A 22076-nucleotide genomic window follows, 5' to 3' on the forward strand; every position below is an offset into this window, starting at 1 on the left:
TCAGCGGACAATACGCAACGAACAGTTACGCATGCCCCTGACCCAAGCTTGACCGCGGAGCCTCTGTGTGCTGCCGGGCGACTGCCAAGTGTGCCACGACGCTGTGGCCGGGGGCCTCTGGGCGGTAGCCCGGTTCCCCTGTGCCGTAGCGCTGGCTACTTGGTGCTGCCAGCTTCCGGCCCGGATCCGGGGGCGCTGCTGGCGGTGGTTTCGGTGGACGCGGAGCCGGAATCCGACGTGACGCCGGCATGTGACTCCTCGGCCGTTTCCGTAGGCTCAGCAGTATGGCCCAGATCGCTTTGGTTATTCGGGAGATTACCATGCGCACCGGTATCTGAGACAGATCCGTCCGTATCATGGGCCTTGGCATCGGTCACAATTGTGCTGTGCGCCTCATCGGCAGCGGCCGGCTCGTCGGCATCTGAGTGAGCGCCGGCCTCTGAGTGAGCGTCGGCACCTGTGTGAGCGGCGGCCTCGTCCTCCTCGGCGATCGCCGCGGCGGGCTCGTGGCCCGGAAGGTACGCCGTGTCCGGCTCCGGCCTGCCGCGCAGGCCCAGGACGATGAAGACGACGAGCGCTGCGACGAAGACGAAGATGCTCGTCCAGACGTTGAGCCGGGTGGTGATGCCGAAGAGGCTGATCTGTTCGGCGTCGTCGATGCGCAACGCTTCGATCCAGACGCGGCCAAGGGTGTAGTAGATGGCGTACAGCCAGAAGAGCCTGCCGCGGCGGAAGTGGAAACGGCGGTCCAGGACGAGGAGGATCGCGACGCCGATGATGTTCCAGATGGATTCGTAGAGGAACGTCGGGTGGAACAAGGTGCCGCTGGGCATTCCCGCCGGGAAATTGGGGCTGCTGGGGTCAATCTGGAGGCCCCAAGGCAAGGTAGTGGGTCCGCCGAAGAGTTCCTGGTTGAACCAGTTTCCCCACCGGCCGATCGCTTGGGCCAGCAGGAGGCCGGGGGCTGCGGCATCCATGAAGGCCGTGAGCTTGACGCCGGAACGGCGGCAGCCGATCCAGGCACCGACAATCCCGAGAACCACGGCACCCCAGATGCCCAGGCCGCCCCGCCAGATCTGCGGGATCAGGGAAAGGTCACCCGTTCCGTTGAAGCCCGGGCCGAAGTAGGCGTCCGGTGAGGAGATGACGTGGTAGAGCCGGCCGCCCACGATGCCGAAGGGGATGGCCCAGATGGCGATGTCCCACAGGCTGCCTTCGGGCGTGCCGCGGCGCTTCCAGCGCACGGCCGTGAGCCAGAGGCCCAGGACGATGCCCAGGAGAATACACAGGGCGTAGGCATGGATGCGGAGGCTCCCTCCGGGCAGCGGAATATCAAATCCGGACCATGAGGGGCTCGGAATGCTCATGGGAGCCATTGCCGCGACGTGGAGGAGACTCTGCATTGTCTACGCTTTTCCTTTTCTAGGCCTGCGCGGTGGCACGGCCGAGGCCGGCGCTGAGGTTCTTGGTGAGTTCGGCGACGGCGTCGACGCCGCCGTCGCGGAGTGCCGCTACCAGGGCGGTACCGACGATCACGCCGTCTGCATAGGCGGCAATCTCGCGGACGTGGTCTGCGGTGGAGACTCCGAGCCCGACGCAAACCCGTTCGGCGCCGGCTGCGTGGGTATCGGCCACAACCTTCTCCGCGGCGCTGCTGACTGACTGCCGGGCGCCGGTGACACCCATGATGGAGACGGCGTAGACGAAGCCGCGGCTCGCCTCCACCGTCATGGCGAGGCGTTCCGGCGTGGAGGACGGGGCTACAAGGAAGACCCGGTCGAGGCCGTACTTGTCGGATGCGGCGAACCATTCGGAGGCTTCGTCCGGAATGAGGTCGGGGGTGATGAGCCCGGCTCCCCCGGCGTCGGCCAGCCTGCGCGAGAATTCGTCGACGCCCATGCGCATGACCGGGTTCCAGTAGGTCATGACCAACACCGCGACGTCGGTTGCCGCCGTAATGCCCGCGACGACGTCGAAGACGCTTCCGACCCGGAAACCGTTGGCGATCGCCTCCGTGGTCGCAGCCTGGATGACGGCGCCGTCCATGACGGGGTCCGAGTACGGGATGCCGATTTCAATCAGGTCGGCGCCGTTGCGGGCCATGGCGATGCCGGCGTCGATGCTCGACTGGACATCCGGGTAGCCTGCCGGCAGGTAGCCGATCAAGGCAGCCCGGCCCTGCGCCCGCGCGCGGTCGATCGCGGCCGCGGACTTGCTGCTCATCTGCTCGGTCATCGGTTCTGGCCCTCGTTTGCTTCTTCGGTGCTTGTTCCGTTTGGTTCTTCTGTTTCTATTTCGAGGTTGCTGCGTACGGACGGCCCCTTGGGCTTGCGCGTGGAGAGGGTGGTGCCCTTGACGTGGCCGTCCTCATCCAACATGTCGAACCATTCGGCGGCTGTTTCCACGTCCTTGTCACCACGCCCGGACAGGTTCACGATGATGATCGTGTCGGCCGGGTTTTCCTTGCCTTCGTTGAGCCGCTGGCCCACCTTGATGGCACCGGCGAGGGCGTGGGAGGACTCGATGGCGGGGATGATGCCTTCGGTCCGGCAAAGCAGGCGGAACGCTTCCATGGCCTCGGTGTCCGTGATGGCCTCGTACGTCACGCGGCCTATGTCCGCCAGGTAGGAGTGTTCCGGACCGACGCTCGGGTAGTCCAGGCCTGCGGAAATCGAGTGGGACTCGATGGTCTGGCCGTCTTCGTCCTGCATGAGGTAGGACCGGGCGCCGTGCAGCACACCGGGGCGTCCCAGGGAGATCGCGGCCGCGTGGCGGCCGGTTTCGACACCTTCGCCCCCGGCCTCAAAGCCGTAGATCTTCACCGAGGCGTCATCCAGGAAGCTGTGGAAGAGGCCGATCGCGTTGGAACCGCCCCCGATGCAGGCACATATGGCATCGGGAAGCCTGCCGGTCTGTTCCAGGATCTGGGCGCGGGCTTCCTCCCCGATGACCTCATGGAAGAAACGCACCATCGCCGGGAACGGGTGCGCCCCGGCAGCGGTGCCCAGCAGGTAGTGGGTGGTCTCCACGTTGGAGACCCAGTCGCGGAGTGCGTCGTTGATGGCGTCCTTGAGCGTCTGTGATCCGTTGGTCACGGGAACCACCGTAGCGCCCAGGAGTTGCATGCGTGCCACGTTGAGCGCTTGGCGGCGGCAATCCTCCGCGCCCATGTAGACGACGCATTCCAGGCCAAGCAGGGCTGCTGCGGTGGCGCTGGCAACTCCGTGCTGGCCGGCACCGGTCTCGGCGATGACACGGGTCTTGCCCATGCGCTTCGCGAGCAAAGCCTGGCCGAGGACGTTGTTGATCTTGTGGGATCCGGTGTGGTTCAGGTCTTCGCGCTTGAGGAAGATGCGCGCCCCGCCGGCGTGCTGCGAGAAACGCTTGGCCTCCGTGAGCAGCGACGGACGGCCCGAGTAGTTCTTGTTGAGGTCCTTCAGCTGGGCAAGGAACTCAGGATCGGCTTTGGCCTTCTCGAACGTGTCCTCGACTTCGTCCAGGGCGGCGATGAGGGACTCGGGCATCCAGCGTCCACCGTAGGAGCCGAAGTACGGCCCGGTGGCGTTGCGGAGCGAGGCTCCACCTTGTAGGAATGCGTCGGCCACGTTCTCTTGCGAGTTGGCTGTTGATGCGTCCACCATCAGTCTCACCGTCCTGTTCAGTTGGTAGTTTGGTTTTTCCGAGGGCCGCAGGACAGCTGCCAGCCGCGCCTGCTGCTGTCCGGGTCCACGCCGCGATTCAGGTCTTGTCTCAGGTCCTGACGGCGATGGCGGCGGCTCCGGCCGCCTTGAATTCGCTGATCCGCTCGCGCGGGGTGGAGACACTCACAAGCGCCTCCCCCACAAGGATCGCGTCGGCACCGTTTGCCGCGTAATGCGCGACGTCGTCGGCGTTCCGCACACCGGACTCGGCCACCACCACTGCCCCCGCCGGTATGCTTCCGGCGAGCGAGGCAAAGAGGGAGCGGTCGACGTCGAGCGTCTTGAGGTTACGCACGTTCACCCCGATGATCCGCGCGTCGGCTGCCGCGGCACGCTCGATTTCCTCGGGCGTGTGGGTTTCCACCAGGACGTTCATGCCGAGTTCGCGGCTCAACGCGCTGAAGTCCCGCAGCTGTGCGTCGGAAAGCGCCGCGACGATCAGCAGGATGAGGTCGGCGCCATGGGCGCGGGCTTCCCAGATCTGGTACTCGTCAACGGTGAAGTCCTTGCGCAGCAGCGGGATGTCGACGGCGGCACGGACCGCGTCGAGGTCCGCGAGGGACCCGTTGAACCGCCTCTGCTCGGTGAGGACGCTGATCACGGAGGCACCGCCGTCAGCGTACTCCACAGCAAGCGCCGCGGGGTCGAGGATGCTCGCGAGATCGCCCTTGGAGGGGCTGCGGCGCTTGATTTCCGCGATGACTTTCAGTTCGTCGCGGCTGGCAGATGGACCACCCAGGGCAGCCCATGCGTCCAGAGCAGGCGCGGTGGCCGCGGCGTGCTCTTTCAGCTCGTCAAGGGCAACCAGGCGGCGGCGTGCCTCCATGTCCTCCCTGACACCGACGATGATGTCATCAAGAACGGTCACAGTCAGTGGCCGGCGTTCTTCAGCTTGCTGCCGCCGACGCCGTAGCCGGCCCGGCGCATGGCCCAGCCTGCAATCAGGCCGGCAACCATCACGACGATGCCGCCGATGAAGATGGCGGTGCTGGCGATGACAAAGGCGATGGAGGCCACTAAGGCCCCAACCAGCATGACAATCACGCAGGTCCACGCGGCCGGGCTGTTGCCGTGGCCGATGGCGTCACTGTGGCTCGCAGCGGAGACAGGGGCCTTGTTCGCGGACACTGTGGTTTTGCTCATGTGAAAATCTCCTCAGGGTGAATACTGCTTACATTCTGCCATTTATTGACCGCTCCCGGGACATCGTCCGACGTCCGGACGGTCTTATGTAGGGTCTTCTCCGCGCGACAACCTGTCCCAGCTGTCGATCTCGTCGACGGGTCCGGAACCGGCGAGGGCAGCGCGGCCGGCGACGTCGTACTTGGTGCGTGCTTTCCAATACCGGCCCGCGAGGGGCAGCAGGCCGCCGCACAACGCAAGCAAGCCGGCGGCGACGACGGCAAGTACAGGGAACACGGTGGATGACGCAGCCGCTTGGCCACCCGAAATGCCGGTGGTCGCCGCGATGGTTCCCTGCGCCGCGCCGAGGGGATCGGCCAGGACGGTCACCGCGGCGATGAGGATGCCGGCCGAGGCAAGCACAATGATCGCTGCAATGATCCAGCGTGAAACCTTGCCCGCGATGGACGCCGCCAGTCCCCCGGCAAGGGAGACGAGCGCGAGTGCGGTCACCGCTGTTGCCGCCTTGCTCCCCTGGACGTGGAGGTCCGCGTTCGCGGTGGCGGCGGGATCGAGCCGCACGTTGATCCAGGTTTGCGTGGTGGTCCCGAAAACGGCTAGGGCGAAAATTGCCGTGGCAAGCACGAAGTTGCCCTTCCGTGCCCACACGGGAGGCTTTGTGGTGGCCGTCTTGGGTCGGGGAGCACTCACAGGCCGGAGTTCCCGTCGACCACAGGCTCCGCGGAAACGGCGTCCGGGGAAATGTTGTGGAGCGCTCCCGCGGTGTGCACGGCACGCAAAGGTGCCGCGGCCTTGTTCACGGTCTCCAGTGCCTCAGACGGCTTGTGGGAATCGGCCACGATGCCGCCGCCGGCCTGGACGTACGCCCGGCCTTCACGCAACAGTGCCGAGCGGATGGCGATCGCCATGTCCATATCGCCGGCGAAGTCCAGGTAACCGACGACGCCGCCATAGATGCCGCGCCGGTGCGGTTCGAGTTCGTCCAGGAGGCGCAATGCGCGGGGCTTGGGCGCGCCGGAGAGCGTACCGGCGGGGAAGGTCGCCTTCAGCACGTCGTATGCTTTCGCCCCGGGCGCCAACTCTCCGACCACCGTGGACACGAGGTGCATGATGTGGCTGAAGCGTTCCACCTCCATGAACTGCGTGACGTCCACGGTTCCCGCAACGCAGACCTTGGACAGGTCGTTCCGGGACAAGTCCACGAGCATGAGGTGTTCGGCGCGCTCCTTCTGGTCCGCGAGCAACTCCGTAGCCAGCGCTTTGTCCGCCTCAACGGTCTTGCCCCGCGGCCGTGATCCGGCGATCGGGTGGGTGATGACCTCATTGCCCGTTACAGTCACGAGGGCCTCGGGAGAGGAACCGACAATCGTGTATTCGCGGCCGTCGGCATCTTCGAGGCTGAAGAGGTACATGTACGGACTCGGGTTGGTGTTGCGCAGCACGCGGTAGACGTCCAGCGGATCCGCGGCACACTCCATTTCGAAGCGGCGCGAAATGACCACCTGGAAAACTTCTCCATCCACGATCGCTTCCTTGCCGCGATCGATCGCGTTGAGGTATTCCGTCTCGTTCCAGCGTTCCTGGACGCTGGACGCGAAGTCGAGGGCCTCGGACTGCAGCACCGATACGGGCTGCTGCACCGGTGTGCTGATCTGGTCCAGCAGTCGCTTCACCCTGGCGACGGCGTCGTGCCAGGCCTCGTCGACACGTTCGGAACTGTTGTCGAAATTGATCGCGTTGGCGATCAACAAGACGGTGCCGTCCACGTTGTCGTGGACCGCCATGTCGGTGACGAGGTTCAGGGCCAGCTCCGGCAGGTTGAGGTCGTCTTCCGGGGGGCTCGTCAGCTTCTCCCAGTGCCGGACGGCTTCCCATCCGAGGAAGCCGACAAGGCCGGAGGTGAAGGGTGGAAGGTCAGGGAAGCGGTCCGTTTGCAGGGCGGCAATGGTGTCACGGACGGCGTCGACGGGGCTGCCGTCCACCGGCACGCCGACGGGAGGTTCACCGATCCAGTGTGCCTGGCCATCCTTGCTGGTCAGGGTGGCGCGGGAACGGGAACCAATGAAGGAATAGCGTGACCATGCTCCGCCGACGGCTGCAGACTCCAGGAGGAAGGTGCCGGGCTGGCCCTGGGCCAGCTTGCGGTAGAGCCCGATGGGAGTCTCGGCGTCGGCCAGTACCCTGAGCCGGACCGGGATGACGCGGCTGTGTGCGGCGAGTTCGCGGAACTCCTCCAGGCCCGGGCTGATGATTCCAAGGTCCTGCATGGTTAGTGTTCTCCGCTTTCTTGTGTTCTTGCCTCAGTGGATGGTGTGTAGTGGGCTAGTCCCGCTCGCCTGTCACGGCGGCGAGGCTCCGGCCGTCGAAGCAGGTGCGTGTACCGGTGTGGCAAGCCGCGCCCACTTGGTCAACGCGAACCAGAAGCGCGTCGCCGTCGCAATCCAAGGCCACCGACTTCACGAACTGGACGTGCCCGGAGGTGTCTCCCTTGCGCCAGTATTCCTGGCGGGAGCGGGAGAAGAACGTCACCCGTCCCGTGGTCAGCGTCCGGTGCAAAGCTTCGTCGTCCATCCAGCCGAGCATCAGGACCTCGTCGGTGTCGAATTGCTGGATGATCGCTGCCACGAGACCGGCGGAATCGCGTTTCAGCGCGGCGGCCAGCTCTTGCGTGAGCGGACTTACGGGCGCGACGTCGGGCTCCGCGGCGGGAGAGGCAGCGGGCGTGGCTGGGGGTGTTGACTGCTCAGACATCAGATCAAGTCTAGTGCCTCTTCCGGGGCCGAAAATCTGTGGCGGTTCCAGTGCGCAACAGAGGGCGTCTCGTGCTAGTTTCACAAGTGATGCATTTCGTCGATCCCTCCCGCGAAGTACTGGCCGAAACACTCCTGGCGGCCGGACCTGACTCCCCCACGCTCTGCGAAGGGTGGCTGACCAGGGACCTAGCGGCACACCTGTACTTGCGGGAGCGCAAAGCGGCCGTCGGCATCGGCTTGCTCGTCAAGAGCCTCGCCCGCGCCTCGGATAAAGCGACGGCCAAGCTGGCGTCCAAACTCGAGACTCCGGAAGATTACGCCGAGCTGGTGAATACCTTCCGCTCAGGGCCGCCCGCCTTGTCCCCCCTGAAAATCAAGGCACTCGACGAGTCGTCGAACCTCATCGAATACTTCGTGCACACGGAAGACATCCGCCGCGCCGGAGACCGTTGGGCTCCGCGGGCCCTGGACGAGGAATACTCGGACGCCCTGTGGGATGAACTGATCAAGCGGGCAGCCATTCTCTACCGCGGCGTGGACCTTGGGATCGTCTTGGTCCGCCCCACGGGCCCCCGGCATGTTGCCAAGCGGGCTCCCGTATCCGTTGCCATCGTGGGCGAGCCGGGTGAACTCCTGATGCACGCGCACGGCCGCACCCAACACGCGCTGGTCACGTTCGAAGGCCAGCCGGACGCCGTCGCGCTCCTGCAATCGGCCGAAGTCGGCCTCTGACAGTCGGCCCCTGACAGTCGGCCCCTGACCCTCGGCCTCTGAGCCGCACCCAACCCGCGTGTGGATGGACCCGCTAGCGGACTTCGAAACCCGCTTCGCGGATCGCTGTCTTGACCTGCGCCATCATGTCATCCGGACCGAAGTGGAACACTGAGGCAGCCAACACGGCATCGGCCCCTGCTTCCACCGCGGGCGGGAAATGCGCCGGCTCCCCCGCGCCGCCGGAGGCGATGATCGGAATGCGGACGGCGGCGCGGACCAGGCGGATGAGCTCGAGGTCGAAACCGTCCTTGGTGCCGTCGGCGTCGATGGAATTCAGGAGGATCTCCCCCACTCCTCGGTCCGCGGCTTCCTTGGCCCACGCCACGGCGTCGATTCCGGTCCCTTGGCGTCCACCGTGGGTGGTCACCTCGAAGCCCGATGCCGTGGGTTCGGAACCGGGCCTCGTCCGCCGCGCGTCCACCGACAGGACCAGCACCTGGGAGCCGAAGTGCCGGGTGATCTCATCGATGACGTCCGGGCGTGCCACGGCGGCCGTGTTGATGGAGGCCTTGTCCGCGCCGAAACGCAAGAGCTTGTCCACTTCGGCAACGCCCCGGACGCCGCCGCCAACGGTCAGCGGGATGAAGACTTCCTCGGCGGTGCGCCGAACGACGTCGAATGTAGTTTCGCGGTTGCCGGACGACGCCGTGACATCAAGGAACGTCAGTTCGTCCGCTCCGGCGTTGTCATAGCGGTGCGCGAGCTCCACCGGGTCTCCGGCGTCGCGAAGGCCCTCGAAATTGATGCCCTTCACCACACGGCCGGCGTCGACATCCAGGCACGGGATGACCCGTACTGCTACAGCCATTGCTACTCCTTGGGTGTGCTGTTCGTCGGGCCGGATCAGATGCGGCAGGCGTGGATGCTGCTGACCAGGATGGCGCGGGCGCCGAGGTCGTACAGCTCGTCCATGATCCGGTTGGTTTCCTTTTTCGGAACCATGGAGCGGACGGCAACCCAGTCCGAGTCGCGCAGCGGCGATACGGTGGGCGATTCGAGGCCCGGGGTGAGGGTGGCGGCCGATTCCACCAGGTCCTTGCGGATGTCGTAGTCCATGAGGACGTACTGGCGGGCCACGAGCACGCCCTGCAAGCGCCGGATCAGGACCTCGATCTCCTTCGCGGTGCCGTTCGCGGCACCACCCTCGCCTGTGCGGCGAATCAGGACGGCCTCGGACTTAAGGATGGGCTCACCGAAAATTTCCATTCCGGCGGCTTTGAGCGTGTTGCCGGTTTCGACGACGTCGGCGATCGCGTCAGCGACGCCGAGGCGCACGGAAGACTCCACGGCGCCGTCGAGACGGACTACCTTGGCATTGACGCCCCGCTCGGCGAGGTAATGGCGCAGGAGCCCGTCGTAGCTCGTGGCGAGGCGCTTGCCTTCAAGCTGCTCGACGGCGGAGAAGTCGCCGACGGGGCCGGCGAAGCGGAAGGTGGACGCGGCAAAGCCCAGGGGAAGCAGCTCTTCAGCCTCGACCTGGGCGTCCAGCAGGAGGTCCCGGCCGGTGATGCCGACGTCGAGTGTCCCCTGCCCGACATACACGGCGATGTCGCGGGGGCGGAGGAAGAAGAACTCGATGTCGTTGTCGGGATCGACCATGACCAGTTCGCGGCTATCGCGCCTCTGGCGGTACCCCGCCTCGGACAACATAGCGGAGGCGGCTTCGGACAAGGATCCCTTGTTGGGGACGGCTACTCGCAGCATTTTGGGACTTTCGTGGGGGTGGAAGGGGATGGTTTCAGGCATTGTGCTCATGTTTTCCGTGGGAACCTACAGTGAGCGCGGGGGCCACGCTGGGCTCCGGCACGAACCTCTTTCGGGAGGTCCTGACCGGGCGGACGTGGCTAGAGATGCTTGTAAACGTCTTCCAGGCCCAGTCCCTTGGCGAGCATCAGGACCTGCAGGTGGTAAAGCAGCTGGGAGATTTCCTCGGCGGCAGCCTCATCGGATTCATACTCTGCAGCCATCCAGACTTCGGCGGCTTCCTCCACGACCTTCTTGCCGATGCCGTGGATTCCAGAGTCCAATTCGGCCACGGTACGGGAGCCTGCCGGACGGGTCGCTGCCTTTTCGCTCAGTTCTGCGAACAGCGTCTCGAAATTCTTCACGCCCTACAGCCTACTTGCTCAGGGCCGATGACCGCGTGCCGGGCCCTTGCATGACGGGAGGGATGTGAGCGAACGCACAGGCTGCGCAGGTTCGCCCACATCCCTTGTGGTCGGTATGGCTAGGTGTACTGCTTGAGGGTCAACGCCGTCGCGAGGGCGGCGGCCACGGCTTCGTGGCCTTTGTCCTCGGACGAGCCTTCGAGCCCGGCCCGGTCCAGGCCCTGCTGTTCGGTGTCGCACGTAAGTACGCCGAAGCCCACCGGCACGCCGGTGCGGACGCTGACATCAGTGAGCCCCTCCGTGGCCGCCTGGCACACGTACTCAAAGTGCGGCGTGCCTCCGCGGATGACGACGCCGAGGGCCACCACCGCGTCGAAGTGCGGCGCCAGCCGTGCAGCCGCGACCGGAAGTTCAAAGGATCCCGGGACGCGCAGCACCGTGGGCTCGGCAATGCCGGCTTCCTTCGCGGCACGCAATGCTCCGTCGAGGAGGCCGTCCATGATCTGTGTGTGCCAGCTGGCGGCGACGATCGCCAGCCTCAGCTCCTGGGTTTCGGCCGGGTTGAGGGTGGTGAGGTCGATGGTGGGGGCGCCGTGTCCGCTCATAGGTGTGTGGTAATCCGTTCAGTGGTGAAAGTACAGGTCAGGGGTGAAAGTACAGGTCCGTCGGGAAGGACAGGTCAGTCTTGGTCGAGTTCGAACGCGATGGAAGCCGGTTCGGTGTCACCGAGGGTCAGGAGGTGGTCCATGCGGTCCTTCTTGGTCTGAAGGTAGCGAAGGTTTTCTTCACGGGACGGGACCTCGGTAGGCACCATCTCCACCACCTTCACGCCGGCCGCGGCAAGCCGGTTCTGCTTGTCCGGGTTGTTGCTCAGGAGACGGATTTCATGAAGATCCATTTCGGCGAGGATCTGGGCTGCCGCTTTGTAGCAGCGGGCATCGACCGGAAGGCCGAGTTGCTCGTTGGCTTCGACCGTGTCGAAACCGGCTTCCTGGAGTGCGTACGCCTTGATCTTGTTGGCCAGCCCGATCCCGCGGCCCTCCTGGCCACGGAGGTACAGCAGCGTGCCGCCCTCTTCGGCTATCAGCTCCAAGGCATAGGCCAACTGTTCGCCGCAATCGCAACGGTACGAACCGAATACGTCTCCGGTGAGGCACTCCGAGTGCAGACGCACCAGCGGGGCCTTGCCTGCGGCCGGCGCCTTCGGGGAACTCACCGCGAGGTGCTCTGCCCCTGTTTCGAGGTCGGTCCACGCTTGCGCCACGAATTCACCGAACGCCGTTGGCAGCTGGACGATCGGGCCGCCGCTCACGGGATGCACCGCGTGCGCCGCCGTGCCGCCGTCGTGCGTTTTCGATGTGCTCATCGCTGCTCCTCGTTTCCTGCCGGGATGGCAACCTGCCGCCCAGCCTCCGACGCTACAACATATGCCACGAGATCCTCGATCGAAATCAAAGGACATCCGTGCTCGGCAGCGAAGTCGCGGAGGCTGTCCAGCCGCATCATTTCACCATCGTCATGTACCAACTCAGCGATCACGCCCACTGGGGCGAGCCCCGCAAGCCTGCAAAGATCCACTGCTGCTTCCGTGTGACCCGGACGTTCACGCACTCCACCCTTAACGGCCCGGAGCGGAAAAATATGCCCGGGCCGCGTGATGGAGGACGGCGTGCTGCCCGGATCGGCCAGGATCCGGGCAGTCAGGGCCCTGTCAGTTGCGGAAATACCGGTGCTTACACCCACGGCGGCATCACAGGACACCGTGTAGGCCGTGCCCTTGGCGTCTTCATTGACCACTACCATGGGGGGCAGCGCCAGGGCATCAGCCCGTGACTCCTCGAGTGGAACGCAAATGACTCCCGAGCTGTAGCGGATGGTCCATCCCATCAGGGCAGGCGTCGCGTGTTCGGCGGCGAAGATGATGTCGCCTTCGTTTTCGCGGTCTTCATTGTCCACAACAATGACGGGACGGCCGGCGGCCATCGCCTGCACGGCCTTCTCGACGGGGTCCAGCCCGCGGCGTACCACCGTGGTGCTCCCGTTGCGTTCGGCGCTCACTGGTCGGCTCCGCCCGCAGTTGCCGGCGCACGGAAAGACAGCAGGCGCTCGGTGTACTTCGCAAGGACGTCCACCTCAAGGTTGACCCGCCCGCCTGTGGCCTTCGCCCCGAGTCCGGTTTCGTCCAGCGTGGTGGGAATGAGGCCCACTTCAAACCAAGGGTTCTGTTCCTCGGCGGGACTGACGGCGGTGACGGTGAGCGAAACGCCGTCGACGGCGATCGAGCCCTTTTCGGCGATGTAGCGGGCCAGCGGGGCGGGGACGCCGAAGCGGAGCCGGTCCCAATTGCCCAGCGACTCGCGCTCCAGAAGGTGCCCGACGCCGTCCACGTGGCCCTGCACGACGTGGCCGTCCAGGCGGCCTCCCGCCTGGACACAACGCTCGAGGTTCACGGTGTCACCCGGAGCCAGTTCGCCGATGGTGGTGCGGACGAGGGTTTCGCCCATGACGTCAACGCTGAATTCCCGGCCGTCGATCTCCGTTGCGGTGAGGCACACGCCGTTGACAGCGATGGAGCCGCCCAGGCCAAGCCCCTCGGTGGTACTCGGGGCCATAAGGCGCAGCGTGGCGCTGGCCCCGCCGTCGTGCTCGACGGACAGGACCGTGCCTTGTTCAGCGACGATTCCTGTAAACATCAGTGTCCTCCTGTGGTGGTGTCCGGGGCGTCCCTGCCCGGAAGTGGTTCGTGGTGTCCGGGGCGTCCCTGCCCGGAAGTGGTTCGTGGTGGTCGGGATGTGACTTGCTCCAGGCCGGCTTGTTTCCGTCGGATGGCCCGGACCTCAGATGCAGCCGCAGGTCNGTCGGGATGTGACTTGCTCCAGGCCGGCTTGTTTCCGTCGGATGGCCCGGACCTCAGATGCAGCCGCAGGTCGCGGCCCAGCGCATGGACCGCACCGCCTCCGGCGTCGTCCCAGTTCCAGTGCTGGGCGTCGGCGAGCGTTGAGATGCCGAGATCCGTCAGGGCAGGCGTACCGGAGCCCAGCAGGGTTGGCGCGAGATAGACGATCAATTCGTCCACTAGGTTCGCTGCGAGGAAGGCGCTCAGGATGCTGGAGCCGCCTTCCACCATGACATGGCGGACGCCTTCGGCGAACAGCAACTCCAAGGCCTCGGCAGGGTCGCGGGTGGGCAAGTGGATGAACTTGCCGTCGTTCCCACGCACGGCGGCGTCTGCCGGGACCTCGCGCAGACCCATCACGGCCCGCAGTGGCTGGCTCGGCGAGTCGTCGCCGTTCCCCTCCCGGGCGGTCAGCCGCGGATTGTCCACCATGACGGTTTCGGTACCCACCAGGATGGCGTCAATCAAGCGGCGCAATCCGTGATTGTCGGCCAACGATTCCGGACTCGAGATCCATTGGCTGGTCCCGTCCACGGCGGCGATCTTGCTGTCCAAGGTCTGCGCAATGTGAAGCGTGACGAACGGGCGCCGCGCCGCCACTGCAGCGAACCACTCGCGGTTCAGCTTCAAGGCCTCGGCGGCGGCCAACCCGGACCGGACGTCCACACCGGCGGCGCGCAGCGTCGCTGCACCTCCCGCGGCGGGATCGTGGGGGTCATCGATCGCGTATACCACCTGCGCAATACCGGCGTCGATGATGGCCTTGGCGCACGGTCCCGTTCGGCCTATGTGGTTGCACGGCTCCAAGGTGACCACCATGGTTGTCCCTGCGAGGTCCAGGCCCTTTGCCTGCGCCTTGGCGATCGCGTCTGCCTCGGCATGCGGCGTGCCCGCGCCGCGGTGGTAGCCCGTGATGAGTTGCTCTCCATTGGACCCAAGCACCACCGCCCCCACCAAGGGGTTGGCGCCACGCTGGCCCCGGAGGGCCACGTGCAGGGCAGTCTCCATTGCCGCCGACTCGGCTTCCGAGAAGGTCGGGTTCGCCGCATCGCTCATGAAAGGGCTCCTGCGGTTTCCGGCTCGGCTGTTGGCCTCAGCGGGCGGCTTTCGCGTCGGTCCGCACGCAACCAGACGAAGAACCCGGCAAGTGTGAAGAACCCGTAAAAGAGATACATAAAGGCACTGGCAAAGTAACCGGCGCTGAACAGCAACGGAACTCCGACAATGTCGACGGCAACCCAGATGAGCCAGAACTCGGTCCAGCCCCGTGCCATCCCGTACGTGGCCAGAAGTGAACCCATAAAGGTCCAAGCGTCGGCCCATACGGGCGGGTAGGATCCCATCGACGCGAAGACGGGGGTGAGTGCTGCGGTTCCTACAATCATGGCCGCGGCCAGGCCGAACCGCGCCTTGGGGCCTGCCCAGCCGGGCACAATGGCGCTGCCGTGGGTGCCCGCGTTGGGGCCCTGGCGCCAGCGGTACCAGCCATAGGCGGCCACACTGATGAACATGACCTGGCGCCCGGCCTGGCCCCAGAGGGTTGCCGGCGACGCGGCGCCGAAGACGTTGCCGAGGAACACCGTCAGCAGGAGCAGGTTGCCTGCGATTCCGATGGGCCATGCCCAGACTTTGCGGCGCATTCCGCCCAGGGCGCTGGCGAGCCCGAAAATATTGCCTAGCACTTCGCGAAGAACAAGCACAGATCCGCCAACGGGAATCTGTGCTTCGAAGAGCCATCGCAGAAAGTCCATGCCGTTCCTTCCCTCGAATGCCGCGATGGCTCCGGGGGTGTACGACAGCGCGATGCGGGGCGCTCGGAACGCCCACGCATGACTGTACGTGCTTCTCCCATCCAGACTTTGACTGTCGGTACTGGAATTCCACCAGTTCAACCGTCCGCCGTCGTGGTTCCCGTGAAAGGAAACGCGATGGCTCGCGGGTCGCGGACTATGACCGCCGGTTCGGAATTACACCGACCCCGGAGCACGTATGTGTGTTGCTATTCTGACACAACTGGAGCACCGGCCGATGTATTCCCGGACCGATATGAAGGCCAGTGCGTCATTGTTGTCACATTGCCGCGAGGATGTCACATTACCGCGAGGCCGGCGGCCCGCAGCCGGCCGATGGCGGCCGCCGGGTCCTCATGGCCGTAGACGGCGGAGCCGGCAACGAATACGTTTGCGCCGGCCTCGGCCGCCCGGACGATGGTCTCCTCCGTAATCCCGCCGTCGACCTGGATGGCGACGCCGATGCCGGAGCCGTCGATCGCGGCACGCGCCCGGCGGATCTTGGGGAGCGTCACGTCCAGGAAGGACTGCCCGCCGAAGCCGGGCTCCACCGTCATGATGAGGAGCATGTCCAGTTCACTGAGCATGTCCAGGTACGGTTCCACCGGTGTGGCCGGGCGGAGGGCCATCCCCGCCTTCGCACCGCGGGCCCGGAGCTCACGGGCGAGCTTAATGGGAGCCGTCGCCGCTTCCGCGTGGAAGGTCACCGAGGCCACGCCGGCGTCCGCATAGGCCGGTGCCCAGCGGTCGGCGTCGGCGATCATGAGGTGGGCGTCGAGCGGGACGGGGCTGACGGCCTGGATCCGTTCCACCACCGGCAGGCCGAGGGTCAGGTTCGGGACGAAATGGTTGTCCATGACATCGACGTGGACGGCATCGGCGTTGCTGATTCTCTTCAGCTCGGCTTCCAGGTTCACGAAGTCCGCGGACAGGATGCTCGGGTTGATACAGCACTCAGTCAAGGCAATTCCCTCAGTGTTGGTGGCGGTCGGGGCGGTTCGGCAATTCTCCAGCTTAAGGGCGCGGGACTTTCAGCCGGTGATGGGCGCCGAAGGTTACGGCTTCTTCCGGAGGAGCGCGAGGAACATTGCATCGGTTTGATGCACGTGCGGCCACAGTTGGGCGGTCAAGCCGTGCCCGGCGCCCAGGTTGCCGCTCAGGCTGACGGCGTCCAAGGCCGCGCCGGAGTCGATCTGCTCCACGTCGTCCCGCCTGCGGAGGACATCGCTGACGACGGCGGTGGTTTCGGCCGGGTGCGGAGAACAGGTTACGTACCCCACCACGCCCCCCGGCTTTGCGGCGTCGATGGCGGAGTCAAGCAATTCACGCTGCAAAGGACCGAGATCGGCGAGGTCCTTGGGCGTCCGGCGCCACCGTGATTCGGGGCGGCGGCGAAGCGCACCAAGGCCACTGCAGGGAACGTCGACCAGGACGCGGTCGAAAGTCCCGGGTTGTTCCTTGCCGACGTCGCGCCCGTCGCCTACCCGTACCGTCCAGGCGTCCGCAGGTACCGCCGAAAGTGCCTGGCTGACCAACTTGGCGCGGTGTTCCGCGGGTTCGTTGGCCAGGAGCGTGGCGCCTTCTTGATGGGCGAGGGCAGCCAACAGCGCTGCCTTGCCGCCGGGACCGGCGCACAGGTCAAGCCATTTCCCGCCGTCCTTCGCGGCCGGACCGAGGTCCACCCCCGCGACGGCGCGGGCTACGAGCTGGGAGCCGACGTCCTGGACCCTTGTGGTGCCTTCGCGAATGGCGGACAGACGCCCGAGGTCGCCGCCGCTGGACAGTGCCGAGTCGATCACGAGTTCGCCGGGAGTTGCTCCGTTCTCCAAGGCTTCATCCAGGCTGCCGATGCCGGGCAGTGCCACCAGGTTCACCACAGGGGCCGCGTTGTCGGCTTCGAGGAGTTCGGTGATTTCGCTCGCGGGACGGCCGTGCGTGACGAGCGATTGGCGCAGCGCCCGGACCACCCACTCCGGGTGCGCGTGGCGTACGGAGGCGATCTTGGTTTCGTCGGTCTCGTTCTCCAGCAGGTGGTCGAGCCACTCGGCGAGCGTCCTGGCGGTGACCTTCCGGAGCACGGCGTTGATGAGCGACGACGGGCCGGCACCGATGACCGCGCGGGCCAGCCCGACGGTCTGGTCGAGTGCGGCGTGGGCAGGAACGCGCATGGCGAGCAATTGGTGGGCGCCAAGCCGCAGCGCATCGAGGATTGCCGGATCGAGTTGCGCGAGCGGCCGGTCGACACACTCGGCCAAGATGGCGTCGTACATGCCCTGGCCGCGCAACGCCCCGTAGCTCAGTTCGGTGGCGAATCCGGCGTCGCGCTTGTCGAGGTGGTGGTGCCGGATCCGGGCCGGCAGCACGAGGTTCGCGTATGCGTCTTCCGAAGCGACTGCCCGCAAGACTTCGAACGCCACCAATCGCGCCGGATCCGCGCGCCTGGTCCGCTGGGACGGTGCACTGGCTGAGAAACCGCGCTGCGGTCCCCTGTTCCGTTCCCGTTCTTGGGCGTTGCGCTTGCTTTCGCCGCGTGGTCCGCGGCTGCCCGGGCCGCCGCCCTCCCGGTTCCCGCTGCTGTTTGGGCCGCGACGGCCGGAGTCACTCATTCGAATTCCACGCTTTCTGGTGTTGCCAAACCACGGGCCCAATCGGCCGACGGCATCATCTTCTTGCCCGCAGGCTGGATCCGGGTGAGCTGCACTGCATGGGATCCGGTCCCGACCAGGACGTTCTTGCCGTCAACCCTGACTTGGCCGGGTGCAAGGTTGCGGATGTCCGGGCGCATGCCCACCGGCTCCAGCTTGATCCGCTGGCCGTCAAGCGTCGTCCACGCTCCCGGTTCGGGCGTGACGCCGCGGGATCTGCGGTTGATGGCGAGGGCGGGTTGCGACCAGTCGAGCCTGCCGTCGTCGAGCGTTAGCTTGGGGGCCAGCGAAACCTCGCCCTCCTGGGGCCTGGGGGCCGCTTGCCCGGCGTCGACGGCGGAGAGGGTCTGGCTGAGCAGGACTGCACCGCTGCGCGAGAGCCGTTCCAAGAGGTCACCTGCGGTGTCCTCAGGCCGGACTGTTTCAGTCAGGGTCCCGAAAACCGGCCCGGTATCGAGTCCTTCCTCGAGCAGGAAGGTTGCGGCACCGGTGATGTCGTCGCCGGCGATCACTGAACGCTGCACGGGCGCGGCTCCCCGCCACGCCGGAAGGAGGGAAAAGTGGAGATTGATCCAGCCGTGGCGCGGTATCCCGAGCGCCGCTTTGGGAACGAGGCCGCCGTAGGCGACGATCGCGGCCACATCGGGCTCATAGGATGCGATCCGGGCCGTGGCCTCTGCGTCCACCTTGGACGCATGGATGATGTCGATGCCGAGCTCAGCCGCACGGGCGGCCACCGGCGACGGCGTCAGGATCCGTTTACGTCCCGTCGGAGCATCCGGCCTGGTCAGCACCGCCACGATCTCGAATCCGGCCCCGACCAGCGCGTCAAGGGACGGCACGGCTACAGCCGGGGTGCCGGCGAAAAGCACCCTCATCCGGCGGCGCCGAAACTGCCGAAGCTGGAGCCTACGGTGTTGGCCCTCTTCGCGGTGGTCTGCTCGGTCACGGAGTGGTAGTTCGCTGCGCGGATGGCCCGGAGTGCGGTTTTCCGGTCCTCACCCTCCAGCCGGTCGGTAAAGAGGATCCCGTCCAGGTGGTCGGTCTCGTGCTGGAAGCAGCGGGCGAGCATGCCCTCGGCCTCAACCGACACCGGATTGCCGTTGATGTCGACGCCGGTGGCGCGGGTGGCCCTGCGGCGGCGGACCGGGAACGCGAGTCCGGGGATGGAGAGGCAGCCCTCCACTTCGTCAGGCTGGAAGTCCTCGCTGTTCTCCAGCACGGGGTTGATGATGTGGCCTTCCACGCCGCCGATCCGGTAGGTGAAGACCCGCTGGCTGACGCCGATTTGCGGAGCGGCGAGGCCGGCCCCGTCCACATCTTCCATGGTCTCGGTCATGTCCTGCACAAGTTTGGCGAGCTCAGGCCCGAATTCCGTGACTGGATCAGCAACCGTGCGGAGCACGGGATCGCCGATGATACGGATACTCAAAATGGCCATGTGCTGTCTTTCCTCACGATCGGCATAGCTTCGGTCCCTGCAGAAAGGGCCTAGGCCAGTTTAGTTGAGCCTGCGGGTACTGTGGCGGCAGGGTACGACGGCGGCGCTACAGGGAGCAGCGCACTTCCCGCTGCGGCCACGTCGGCCGACATCTCCCACACCCGCTTCAGGGCGCAGAACTTCCACCAGTGGCGCTTGAGCACGTCCGGGTTGGCGCGCTGGGGACGCACCTCGGTCTCGCCGATGGCCACCGCCAACAGCACCGGGTTCTCGCCGTACTTCCACGGCTCCCACTCCCCTGCCACGGGATCCACGAGGCTTTCCTCGGCCTTCATGCCCGCAACCAACTGCATCACTACCTTGTCGTCGAGCGGTTTCACCGTTCCGTCGCGGGTGGTGCCCTTGGTCTTGTAGTCAATCAAGCAGACCCTGCCACTGACTTTGGCCACGAGGTCCAAAGTTCCGGCGTAGCCGACGCTGGAGTTCCACACGGTGATCTCGGGCGCAACAGGCTCCACCCGGTACAACTCCCACCATTCGTCGAAGCGGGCCGCGAAAGCTTCCTCGCCGTTCGACGCGAGCTCGTCGCGGGCTTCCTGCGCGCGGTGTGCCCGGCCCAGGGCGCGCAGGGCCACTTGCTCGCAGTAGTAATGCACGCGGTCGCCGCGGCGCGCGGCGAGGTCCCGGTAGACCTCTGCGGCCTTGGCCGCCTTGTTGACGGCCTGCCGCAGCCTGGCAGGACTGGCCAGATGTTGCGGGAGTTCAGGGTCCTGAGCCAAGCTGCTCGCACCCATGTAGCCGAACCACCCGTCCAGGGAGTGGGCCTGCTGGCCGATCACTGTGGTGATGGAAGGAACCGAGAAGGCCTCGGATGTGGACCGGGCATACATCCGGCCATATTCGGTGGCGTGGGCAAGCAGTGGATCTGTCATAGGAAGACTCTTTCACACACCCCTGACAGGAAGATGCGGAGCCTTGGTGCCATAATTGGTCACGTCCTCGGCTTTGGGAGCGGTCTTGATCCTCGACATAACATCACTGCGGGTCGCCCTCGGGGTGGTCGCCCTGACCTTGCTCCTCTTGTTCTACGCGTCGTATAGGCGCACACGGTCGTCCTACAACGGGTGGTGGTGCGTTGCCCTCCTGTTCTTCCTCGCGGGCAACCTTGCGTTCCTTCTCAACGGGACGCCGTATCAAGTCTGGGCGAATCCCGCAGGAAACGTCCTCCTCGTAGGCGGAGCGTTCAGTGTGTGGACCGGCGCCCGGTCCCTCAGGATGTTGCCGGCGCCCAGATGGCAATTTGCCGCGGCCTGCGGCGCCACCGCCGTCGCCTCGGCTTTGGAAAACCCCGGTTACAACACCTGGTCCGGGGGCCTGGTCTATCTGGGACTGATGACCGTGGGCATCGCCTTGGCGTCCCGCAATCTGTGGCTACTGGATTCCAGCTACTCCCACGTGCACAAGTCGATGGCCTTCGCCGCGGCATTCTTGGCCGCCTACTATTTCTGCCGCCTGGACGTGTACATCGTGGAGGGCCCGAACGGACCGAACTTCACCGCGTATTTCGGCTCATCGATAGCCAGCCTGGTCACGCTGGTACTCCTGGTTGCCGTCTCTTTCAGCATGACTGCGCTCAGCAACGACCAGTTGATCAACCGCCTCAGCGAACGCGCCGCCCGCGACAACCTCACCGGGCTCCTCAACCGCGGCACTTTCATGGACCTTGCCACCAAGGAACTGGAGCGGTTGCACGCCCGAAGCTCCGTGGCCTCCTTGATCCTGGCCGACTTGGACCATTTCAAGGCGATCAACGATGAGCACGGTCATGCCGCCGGCGACGCCGCCCTTCAGGCATTCGCGGATGCGTGTTCCGCCTCCGTGCGGTCCACCGACCTGGTTGGACGGTACGGGGGCGAAGAGTTCATCCTGCTCTTGCCGGGTGCCAGCCAAGAGCGGGCCGAAAGCATCGCGGCAGACATTAACCAGGCTTTGGCCGCAAACAAGGACGCAGACGACATCCACGTTCCAACCGTGAGCTACGGAGTCACCTCAACAGAGTTCGACGACGACCTCACCGCGATGATCGCGGCCGCGGATTCGGCACTCTACGAAGCCAAGTCGCTCGGCAGGAACCGGGTGGTCAGGGCATCGCCCCGCCTGAGTTAGGCACAGAAAAACCCCGCCTGTCCTGCGTTGTAGCAGGACATGCGGGGTTTTCTTGGTGGGCGATACTGGGTTCGAACCAGTGACCTCTTCGGTGTGAACGAAGCGCGCTACCACTGCGCCAATCGCCCGTGCACAAGAAGACTAACCGACCCCGGCCGGAATTCAAAAATCCGGAAAACGCCGGAACAACGCCTCGCGCGGACGAACACCGAATCACAAAGATGTAACTCCCAAAATCCGCGCCAATTCAAGGAACTTGCCCCTGTTGCTTACCATTCGGGCAGATCGATTTGGAGTTTCCCGGAACCTCCTATAAAGTTTTTACTCGTCGGAAAGCGACGGAATGCCCCCTGCGGACAGGCCGCCGAAGAAGACCATGCGGACGTAGCTCAGCTGGTAGAGCACCACCTTGCCAAGGTGGATGTCGCGAGTTCGAATCTCGTCGTCCGCTCGCAGGACACTGTCACGGCATTGACTTCTTGGAACGTCGGGAATCGTGCTTACACGGTGGGTTGGCCGAGAGGCGAGGCAGCGGCCTGCAAAGCCGTATACACGGGTTCGAATCCCGTACCCACCTCGGTGAAAACCTTGGTTTCCGGTCCAGGCCGGATTGCATTTGGGCGATTGGCGCAGCGGTAGCGCGCTTCCCTGACACGGAA

At 65.5% G+C, this 22076-nt stretch carries 24 protein-coding genes, 3 tRNA genes and 1 riboswitch; of the genes, 4 read left to right on the forward strand and 23 right to left on the reverse strand.

The window, feature by feature from the left end:
- Positions 1-155 precede the first annotated feature (155 nt).
- The 8 genes from lgt to hisI all read right to left on the reverse strand — a co-directional run bounded on the left by lgt (position 156) and on the right by hisI (position 7595).
- The gene (gene lgt, locus L0B83_RS16840) at positions 156-1403 is read right to left on the reverse strand and encodes a prolipoprotein diacylglyceryl transferase (RefSeq protein ID WP_234759711.1); all 1248 of its coding nucleotides are present in this window, start codon (positions 1401-1403) and stop codon (positions 156-158) included.
- Positions 1404-1422: 19 nt separating this feature from the next.
- Complete coding sequence (gene trpA, locus L0B83_RS16845; protein ID WP_234759712.1) at positions 1423-2235, reverse strand: tryptophan synthase subunit alpha; 813 nt, start codon at positions 2233-2235, stop codon at positions 1423-1425.
- On the reverse strand, positions 2232-3641 hold the full coding sequence (gene trpB, locus L0B83_RS16850; protein WP_234759713.1) for a tryptophan synthase subunit beta: 1410 nt from the start codon (positions 3639-3641) through the stop codon (positions 2232-2234). Before trpB ends, trpA begins: the two co-directional genes overlap by 4 nt.
- Positions 3642-3750: 109 nt before the next feature.
- Entirely contained in the window at positions 3751-4569 is an 819-nt protein-coding gene (gene trpC, locus L0B83_RS16855) for an indole-3-glycerol phosphate synthase TrpC (protein WP_234759714.1), read from the reverse strand.
- A gap of 2 nt (positions 4570-4571) precedes the next feature.
- Positions 4572-4844, reverse strand: a complete 273-nt coding sequence (locus L0B83_RS16860; RefSeq protein ID WP_234759715.1) for an HGxxPAAW family protein — start codon at positions 4842-4844, stop codon at positions 4572-4574.
- A gap of 84 nt (positions 4845-4928) precedes the next feature.
- The gene (locus tag L0B83_RS16865; RefSeq protein ID WP_234759716.1) at positions 4929-5534 is read right to left on the reverse strand and encodes a Trp biosynthesis-associated membrane protein; all 606 of its coding nucleotides are present in this window, start codon (positions 5532-5534) and stop codon (positions 4929-4931) included.
- The gene (locus L0B83_RS16870) at positions 5531-7111 is read right to left on the reverse strand and encodes an anthranilate synthase component I (protein WP_234759717.1); all 1581 of its coding nucleotides are present in this window, start codon (positions 7109-7111) and stop codon (positions 5531-5533) included. The genes L0B83_RS16865 and L0B83_RS16870 overlap by 4 nt, the downstream gene beginning before the upstream one ends.
- Positions 7112-7166: 55 nt before the next feature.
- Positions 7167-7595, reverse strand: coding sequence for a phosphoribosyl-AMP cyclohydrolase (gene hisI / locus L0B83_RS16875; RefSeq protein ID WP_234759718.1), 429 nt, complete (start codon positions 7593-7595; stop codon positions 7167-7169).
- A gap of 89 nt (positions 7596-7684) precedes the next feature.
- Here hisI and L0B83_RS16880 point away from each other — a divergent pair, with 89 nt between their 5' ends.
- Positions 7685-8329, forward strand: coding sequence for a TIGR03085 family metal-binding protein (locus L0B83_RS16880; RefSeq protein ID WP_234759719.1), 645 nt, complete (start codon positions 7685-7687; stop codon positions 8327-8329).
- Positions 8330-8402: 73 nt separating this feature from the next.
- Here L0B83_RS16880 and hisF read toward each other — a convergent pair whose 3' ends face one another.
- From hisF to L0B83_RS16950, 14 genes are all read right to left on the reverse strand, one after another.
- Positions 8403-9179, reverse strand: a complete 777-nt coding sequence (gene hisF, locus L0B83_RS16885) for an imidazole glycerol phosphate synthase subunit HisF (RefSeq protein ID WP_234759720.1) — start codon at positions 9177-9179, stop codon at positions 8403-8405.
- 35 nt (positions 9180-9214) lie between these two features.
- A complete protein-coding gene (gene hisG / locus L0B83_RS16890) occupies positions 9215-10075 on the reverse strand; it encodes an ATP phosphoribosyltransferase (RefSeq protein ID WP_234759733.1) in 861 nt (286 codons plus the stop codon).
- A gap of 140 nt (positions 10076-10215) precedes the next feature.
- Positions 10216-10479 carry a phosphoribosyl-ATP diphosphatase gene (locus L0B83_RS16895; RefSeq protein WP_078105460.1) on the reverse strand — a complete coding sequence of 88 codons (264 nt, stop codon included), beginning with the start codon at positions 10477-10479 and terminating at the stop codon, positions 10216-10218.
- Between the two features lie 119 nt (positions 10480-10598).
- Positions 10599-11084 carry a 6,7-dimethyl-8-ribityllumazine synthase gene (ribH, locus tag L0B83_RS16900; RefSeq protein ID WP_234759721.1) on the reverse strand — a complete coding sequence of 162 codons (486 nt, stop codon included), beginning with the start codon at positions 11082-11084 and terminating at the stop codon, positions 10599-10601.
- A gap of 74 nt (positions 11085-11158) precedes the next feature.
- The gene (gene ribA / locus L0B83_RS16905; RefSeq protein ID WP_234759722.1) at positions 11159-11845 is read right to left on the reverse strand and encodes a GTP cyclohydrolase II; all 687 of its coding nucleotides are present in this window, start codon (positions 11843-11845) and stop codon (positions 11159-11161) included.
- On the reverse strand, positions 11842-12537 hold the full coding sequence (gene ribB / locus L0B83_RS16910; RefSeq protein WP_234759723.1) for a 3,4-dihydroxy-2-butanone-4-phosphate synthase: 696 nt from the start codon (positions 12535-12537) through the stop codon (positions 11842-11844). Before ribB ends, ribA begins: the two co-directional genes overlap by 4 nt.
- Positions 12534-13172: a riboflavin synthase gene (locus tag L0B83_RS16915; protein ID WP_234759724.1), complete on the reverse strand. Its 639-nt coding sequence runs from the start codon at positions 13170-13172 to the stop codon at positions 12534-12536. Before L0B83_RS16915 ends, ribB begins: the two co-directional genes overlap by 4 nt.
- Positions 13172-14431: a bifunctional diaminohydroxyphosphoribosylaminopyrimidine deaminase/5-amino-6-(5-phosphoribosylamino)uracil reductase RibD gene (gene ribD / locus L0B83_RS16920; protein ID WP_234759725.1), complete on the reverse strand. Its 1260-nt coding sequence runs from the start codon at positions 14429-14431 to the stop codon at positions 13172-13174. Before ribD ends, L0B83_RS16915 begins: the two co-directional genes overlap by 1 nt.
- A complete protein-coding gene (gene pnuC, locus L0B83_RS16925; RefSeq protein ID WP_234759726.1) occupies positions 14428-15126 on the reverse strand; it encodes a nicotinamide riboside transporter PnuC in 699 nt (232 codons plus the stop codon). The genes ribD and pnuC overlap by 4 nt, the downstream gene beginning before the upstream one ends.
- Before the next feature lie 84 nt (positions 15127-15210).
- Positions 15211-15366: riboswitch (FMN riboswitch) on the reverse strand.
- Between the two features lie 98 nt (positions 15367-15464).
- On the reverse strand, positions 15465-16127 hold the full coding sequence (gene rpe, locus L0B83_RS16930; RefSeq protein ID WP_234759727.1) for a ribulose-phosphate 3-epimerase: 663 nt from the start codon (positions 16125-16127) through the stop codon (positions 15465-15467).
- A 93-nt stretch (positions 16128-16220) separates the two neighbouring features.
- Entirely contained in the window at positions 16221-17771 is a 1551-nt protein-coding gene (locus L0B83_RS16935) for an RsmB/NOP family class I SAM-dependent RNA methyltransferase (protein WP_234759728.1), read from the reverse strand.
- Positions 17768-18688 carry a methionyl-tRNA formyltransferase gene (gene fmt / locus L0B83_RS16940; RefSeq protein ID WP_234759729.1) on the reverse strand — a complete coding sequence of 307 codons (921 nt, stop codon included), beginning with the start codon at positions 18686-18688 and terminating at the stop codon, positions 17768-17770. Before fmt ends, L0B83_RS16935 begins: the two co-directional genes overlap by 4 nt.
- On the reverse strand, positions 18685-19251 hold the full coding sequence (def, locus tag L0B83_RS16945) for a peptide deformylase (RefSeq protein ID WP_234759730.1): 567 nt from the start codon (positions 19249-19251) through the stop codon (positions 18685-18687). The genes fmt and def overlap by 4 nt, the downstream gene beginning before the upstream one ends.
- 50 nt (positions 19252-19301) lie before the next feature.
- Complete coding sequence (locus L0B83_RS16950) at positions 19302-20183, reverse strand: tetratricopeptide repeat protein (RefSeq protein WP_234759731.1); 882 nt, start codon at positions 20181-20183, stop codon at positions 19302-19304.
- A gap of 85 nt (positions 20184-20268) precedes the next feature.
- Between L0B83_RS16950 and L0B83_RS16955 the strand changes: the two genes are divergently transcribed.
- Positions 20269-21417, forward strand: coding sequence for a GGDEF domain-containing protein (locus L0B83_RS16955; RefSeq protein WP_234759732.1), 1149 nt, complete (start codon positions 20269-20271; stop codon positions 21415-21417).
- Positions 21418-21470: 53 nt separating this feature from the next.
- Here the strand turns inward: L0B83_RS16955 and L0B83_RS16960 are convergent.
- Positions 21471-21545: transfer RNA gene (locus L0B83_RS16960), tRNA-Val, on the reverse strand.
- A gap of 250 nt (positions 21546-21795) precedes the next feature.
- On the opposite strand from L0B83_RS16960, the gene L0B83_RS16965 reads away from it, so the two are divergent.
- A tRNA-Gly gene (locus L0B83_RS16965) sits at positions 21796-21868 on the forward strand.
- Between the two features lie 55 nt (positions 21869-21923).
- A tRNA-Cys gene (locus tag L0B83_RS16970) sits at positions 21924-21994 on the forward strand.
- Positions 21995-22076: the final 82 nt, after the last annotated feature.

It is taken from the genome of Arthrobacter alkaliphilus (assembly GCF_021483235.1).
GTDB lineage: Bacteria > Actinomycetota > Actinomycetes > Actinomycetales > Micrococcaceae > Arthrobacter > Arthrobacter alkaliphilus.